Raw genomic sequence first — 6,358 nt, 5'->3', positions numbered from 1 at the left:
GTGTATTATTGTTTTTTATATATATTTGTTTCAATAATGATTATGAGTTGTTTTTATTCTGAAAACAATTCCTGAATCATTTCATAAAAAAAACTAACTAAACCATACTATTAACTCATTAAACTAATTATTTATGACTAACCTTTTAATTACTAAAAGCAAATCAAAATACTTTAAAAACTTAGGATACTTAATCCTGATGCTGGTATTTTCTGCTGCGGTAAATGCACAAACCACTGTGTCAGGAACAGTTTCTGATAGTAACGGACCAATACCGGGAGTAAACATTTTTGTAAAAGGAACTAAAATCAGTTCGGTTTCAAATTTTGACGGAACGTATACCATCAGCCCGGTTCCCGCAAATGCAATTTTATCTTTCAGCTTTATTGGTTACAAATCAAAAGACGTTGCGGTTGCCAACAAAAGCAAAATAGATGTAACACTTGAAGAAGATGTAAGCAGCTTAAAAGAAGTTGTAGTTGTAGGTTACGGCACCATGAAAAGATCAGACTTAACAGGTTCTGTTTCATCAGTAACCAGTCAGGCAGTTACACAATCTGTAACAACATCTATCGAGCAGGTTTTACAAGGACGTGCGGCGGGTGTAAACGTACAGGCAAACAACGGTGCGCCGGGAGCAAGTTCTTCTATTCGTATTCGTGGTATCAGTTCGTTAACCGGATCAAATGAACCCATTTTTGTAATCGATGGTGTAATTATCGACAATACAACAAGTTCTGTAAACACGAATCCGCTTTCTATGATTAATCCGTCAGACATTGTTTCGATGGACGTTTTAAAAGATGCTTCTGCAACTGCAATTTACGGTTCGAGAGCAGCAAACGGAGTTATTATCGTAACCACAAAACGCGGTAAAAAAGGCGATCTTACTTTAAACTTTGACAGTTATGTAGGATGGCAGGAAATTCCGAAACATTTGGATTTATTAAACCTGAGAGAATACGGAACATTAAAAAATACACGTTCAGACTTAGGAATTGTACAGCGTGACAATACCTTCATTCGCCCTGATTTATTGGGAGAAGGAACGGACTGGCAGAAAGAATTGTTCAACACGGCTTTAATGCAGAGTTACAATTTATCAGCTTCAGGAGGCTCAGAAAGTACAACTTACTCTTTAGGAATTGGTTATTTAGACCAGGAAGGTATAGCAATTGGCTCTTCATTTGACCGTTTCAATTTAAGAGGAGTTGTAGATTCTCAGGTAAAAAGCTTTTTAAAATTGGGAGTAAACTTTGCCCTGAGTCAATACAATCAAACTACAACGGTAACAGACGATGCTTTAATTATAACGGCTTTAAAACAAACGCCAAACGTTGCGGTTCGTAATGCCGATGGAAGTTTTGACGGACCTGATACTACAGAATTCGTTCAAAATAATCCAATAGGTTTAGCTTCTATAAAAGACAATCACAATAAAAATTACGCCATTAGAGCTAATACGTATGCTGAAATTGGTTTTACAAAAGACCTTAAATTCAAAACGCAATATTCATTAGATTACGGATTTGCAAACAATTATACTTTTAATCCATCGTATACTTTTGGAGCATTAGTAAATGATGTTCGCGAAGGAACAAGAACAAAATCAAACAGTGCATTCTGGAGCTGGAACAATTTATTGACTTACAATAAAACTTTTGGCGCACATACCATTAATGCCATGTTAGGTCAGGAAATGCAGGAATCAAGCTGGGAAAACCTTTACGGATACCGTTCTGGTTACATCACAAACGGTGCTACAGATTTAAATGCCGGAGATGCTACAACAGCAAGAAACTCAAATGCAAGCAGTGTAAGTTCTATCAGCTCTTACTTTGGGAGATTGTTTTATTCTTTCAATGATAAATATTTACTGACTGCGACTTTAAGACGAGACGGATCTTCAAAATTTGCTGAAGAAAATCGCTGGGGATGGTTTCCGTCAGCCGCTTTGGCCTGGAAAATCTCAAACGAAAATTTCTTAAAAGAAAATAAAACCATCAACAATTTAAAATTGCGTTTAGGTTGGGGAGCAGTTGGTAATCAAAGTGCGCCAAACTACGCTTATACTTCAATTTATGGATCTTCGGCAACAAACTGGGGAACAGGACAATTGGCAGGAAATACCGCAAATCCAGACATTAAATGGGAAACTACTTATTCAAGTAACTTAGGTTTAGACCTTGGACTTTTTAATAACAGAGTAGAACTGGTTGCCGATGTATATTACAAAAAAACAAACGACTTATTGCTGGAACTTCCATTGCCGGCTTACGTAGGAACAACGGGACAAGGGGCGACAAGACCGCCAACAGTAAACATTGGATCTCTTGAAAATAAAGGATTTGAATTCAGTTTGAATACCATCAACATGGAGAGAAACGATTTTATATGGAAATCGAATATTGTTTTCTCAATGAACAGAAGCAAAGTTTTAGCTCTTAATACAGAATCTGGCGTATTAAATAAAAACATTCAGCAAGGTTCTGATGTTACAACAGTTACCAGAACAGCAGTTGGAGAAGCAATTGGACAGTTTTACGGTTATAAAGTGATTGGCCGATTTGAAAAAGCAACAGATTTCTATTATAAAGATAAAGACGGAGTAGTAAAACCAACAGCTTTGCCAGAAGGAATGGCGATTGGTGAAAACGGCGTTTGGATTGGGGATTATATTTTTGAAGATATAAACAAAGACGGGATCATCAACGAAAAAGACCGCGATTACATTGGAAATCCAGCTCCGGATTTTACTTTCGGTATCGGAAACACATTTTCTTTTCAAGGATTTGATATCAACATTTTGCTGACAGGTTCTTACGGAAATGATATCGTAAACTACCAAAGACGCTGGTTAGAAAATCCTCGTGAAAATACCAATTTATTGAAATCTTCTTTAGGATATGCGCAATTAGAATTAATCGATCCAAACGGGCCAAACGATTATCGTAATGTACAAATTGTGGGTGGAGATCCTTATATGACCAGAATTGCGGCGTCGTCTGCATCATCAGCTTCAAACTACCGTTTTAGCAACCGCTTTGTAGAAGATGGTTCTTATGTAAGAGTAAAGAATATTTCGATAGGATATAATCTTCCAAAGAAATTATATTCTAAATACGGAATCTCAAACATTAAGATATATTCTAACGCTCAAAACGTTTTAACCTTTACAAAATACAAAGGTTACGATCCAGAAGTTGGATCAATTAATCAGGATGCACTTTTAAGTGGTATTGATAATGGACGTTATCCTTCGCCAATTATTACAACGCTTGGATTGAATGTTAATTTCTAAAATTTACAAACTATGAAAACAAAAAAAATATTTTACACGGTTCTTATGATCGCATTGCCATTTGTTTGGACTAGTTGTAGTGATCTTTTAGATGTTGAACCAGAAGATCAAATCACAAAAGAGAATTTCTATAAATCAGAATCAGATTTTCAGTCGGCAACAGGTCCGCTTTACAACAGAGTTTGGTTTGATTTTAATGATAAATTCTATTACGGTTTAGGCGACGGACGTTCAGATAATTTGTACGCACCTTATTCTGATTACGTTTATCCGTTTACAGATTTATCTGAAACAGGATTAACCGGGCCTTTAGTTTCGGCTTGGGGATCTTTATACAATGTTGTACAGCAATCGAATAATGTTATTATCGGTATTTCCGGAAGTAAAGTAGACGAAAGCGTTAAAAATAAATATATCGCCGAAGCACGTTTTATGAGAGGAACCGCATATTGGTATTTAGCTTCTTTATGGGGAGATGTAATTATTTCTACAGACCCAAGAGAATTGGTTAAAAACCCAATCGTAAACAAAAATCCATTAAAAGATGTGTACGAATTTGCGATTCGCGATTTAGAATTTGCAGCAAAATATCTGCCTGAAACTGCAGGACAAGCCGGACGTTTAACAAAATACAGTGCATTCGGAATGTTGTCTCGTGTTTACTTATCCTATTCGGGAGTAAGCGACAATCCAAACAGCGGAACAAGAAATCAGCAATATTTAGATTTAGCTAAAAAAGCAGCCGAAAAAGTAATCACTTCAGGTCCATATACTTTAATGACAAACTACGCTGATTTGTTTATGGTTGATAACAACAACAATACAGAATCGATGTTTGCCCTGCAATGGGTTCCAAACGGAGATTACGGAGTTATTAATACACATCAGGCTTATTTTGCTTTAGGTTCTGATATTACAGGAGACGATGCAGCTTGGGGTTACTGGACAAGAGCTTCAAATGATGTTTTAAAAGAATACGAATCAAAAGACCTTCGCCGTAAAGCAACATGGATGGGCGATGATGATTTTTATCCGGAAATCAATAAATCAAACGGAGGTTATACAGTCGATCACGCAAAAGAATTTTTAACGGTAAAAAAAGGAGTTGTAGGTTCTACAAAAGACAATTCTAAAATTAGCCGTATGAACTCCGCTTTAAATACTTATATGCTGCGTTTAGGAGAAGTCTATCTAAATTATGCCGAAGCTGCTTTAGGAAACAACGCTTCAACATCAGATGCACTTGCTTTAGATGGCGTAAATAAACTTCGTGTTCGTGCAGGTCTTGATCCAAAAACGACTTTAACTTACGCTGATATTATTCACGAAAGAAGAGTTGAATTAGCTATGGAAGGACAATATTGGTACGATTTAGTGAGACGCGCTTATTACAAACAGCAAGAAGTTATCAACTACGTAACGGCACAAAACCGTGGAACAATTGAGCCAATTCTTTACGATTCTGCAACAAATACATTATCTATAGATCCGGCAAGAAGCAGCAGTCCGCGTTCAATTGGCGTGATCGATGCTACAATTTTCCTTCTTCCTTATCCGGAATCAGAACTGGTTCAGAATCCATTGTTGAGAGAAAATCCGGTTCCGTACCAATTTACAGAAGAAAAAATAACAGACTTGTTCTAGTATTTTGAAAAACAACAATCTAAAAAATATTAATATGAAATATATTTTAAATAAAAAGTATTGGGCACCCATCGCACTGCTGGGAATAATGTTCTTTAGTACGCTATTTACTTCTTGTGATAATAACGATTCTGAAGGCGGAACCATAACCATATCAAAAGTTTTTCTGGAAGATGTAAATTCAACCGTTCCGGATAGAGAAGTTACTTTTGCACGTTTAGGACAAGCTTTGCGTATACAAGGTTCTGGTTTTACAGGCTTAAAAAGAGTTTACATCAACGGATATCAAACTTATTTTAATGTAGTTTTTGTATCCGATAATTCAATGCTGATCAATGTTTCTGCCGATACCCCAATTTTAGAAGCAGATCCATCGGTAAGAAACACGATTCGATTTGTAAACGATAATAATGAAACCACATTTTCATTTGAAATTCGTTCAGGAAAACCAGCCATCACAAACATTTCAAACACAATGCCTAATGCAGGAGAAACCATTACCGTTTCTGGAACTGGTTTAACCGAAGTAAGCAAAGTAGTTTTCCCGGGAAATATCGAAGTATCAACAGGAATTACTTCAGATGAAGACGGTGAATTTTTTACAGTTGCAGTGCCAAATGGCGTTTCAGAAAACGGAGGTTCATTATTCGTTCAGACTTCAAACGGAGGCGTTTATTCTCCGGCTTATTTCAACTTTAAAAAAGGTGTTTTATTAGATTTTGACGGAAGAGGACAGCACGGTTATTGGGGAACTTCAACCAGCATGATTCAGCCCGAAGATTTAGCATCACTTGCTTTAGGAACAGGAAATATTTCGCAAGGCAAATATGTACCGCACCGTCCGGAAAGAATTGCTTCTTTTGATGCTGCCAAAAACAGATGCACAGAAGTTTGGACAGCAGGAAACGGCGTCGATAACTGGAGAACACAATTAACACCATATATTCCGGCAAGCACACCGCTTGACAAAGTCGCATTACAGTTTGATGTATACGTTCCGGATGCTTGGAAAGATTCAGGATTCTTAAAAATATGCATGGTCAATAATTTTAATGGAGGAGAATGGACAGGAGCTGTTTATAATTATGTTCCGTGGATTGTTGACGGAAAATCGGTTGCTTTTCAAACCACAGGATGGACAACGGTTACAATTCCGCTAAATAAATTTTATGCATGGTCTAAAGAACCGTTCACTTTTGAAACCGTTTTAGCATATCGTGAAGCTGCAACGTATCAAAACTTTGGTTTTTTCTTTGAAAATTCTGATGTAAAACTAAAAGACGTTACAGGAACTGCAAGTGAAGTAGAATTTGCTTCAAAACCAACTTCAGTAAAAGTGTACACAGACAACTGGAGAATAGTATCCTTAGATACCCCGGTTTACAACGATTTTCCTAACTAAAAAAACACCAA

General features: G+C 36.7%; 3 protein-coding genes. All 3 read left to right on the top strand.

The genetic code is table 11. The features are described 5' to 3' along the window. Window positions 1–133 precede the first annotated feature (133 nt). The 3 genes from FLAPXU55_RS16460 to FLAPXU55_RS16450 are packed head-to-tail and all read left to right on the top strand — an operon-like array spanning window position 134 to window position 6,347. Window positions 134–3,301, top strand: coding sequence for a SusC/RagA family TonB-linked outer membrane protein (locus FLAPXU55_RS16460; RefSeq protein ID WP_180859532.1), 3,168 nt, complete (start codon window positions 134–136; stop codon window positions 3,299–3,301). 12 nt (window positions 3,302–3,313) lie between these two features. Next, window positions 3,314–4,945: a RagB/SusD family nutrient uptake outer membrane protein gene (locus FLAPXU55_RS16455; RefSeq protein ID WP_180859529.1), complete on the top strand. Its 1,632-nt coding sequence runs from the start codon at window positions 3,314–3,316 to the stop codon at window positions 4,943–4,945. A gap of 34 nt (window positions 4,946–4,979) precedes the next feature. Next, window positions 4,980–6,347, top strand: coding sequence for a glycan-binding surface protein (locus FLAPXU55_RS16450; protein WP_180859527.1), 1,368 nt, complete (start codon window positions 4,980–4,982; stop codon window positions 6,345–6,347). The last annotated feature ends 11 nt before the right edge of the window (window positions 6,348–6,358 follow it).

The organism is Flavobacterium panici (genome assembly GCF_903819335.1).
GTDB lineage: Bacteria > Bacteroidota > Bacteroidia > Flavobacteriales > Flavobacteriaceae > Flavobacterium > Flavobacterium panici.
Note: the sequence above shows the minus strand (reverse complement) of the source record. Positions and strands in the feature narration are given on the sequence as shown.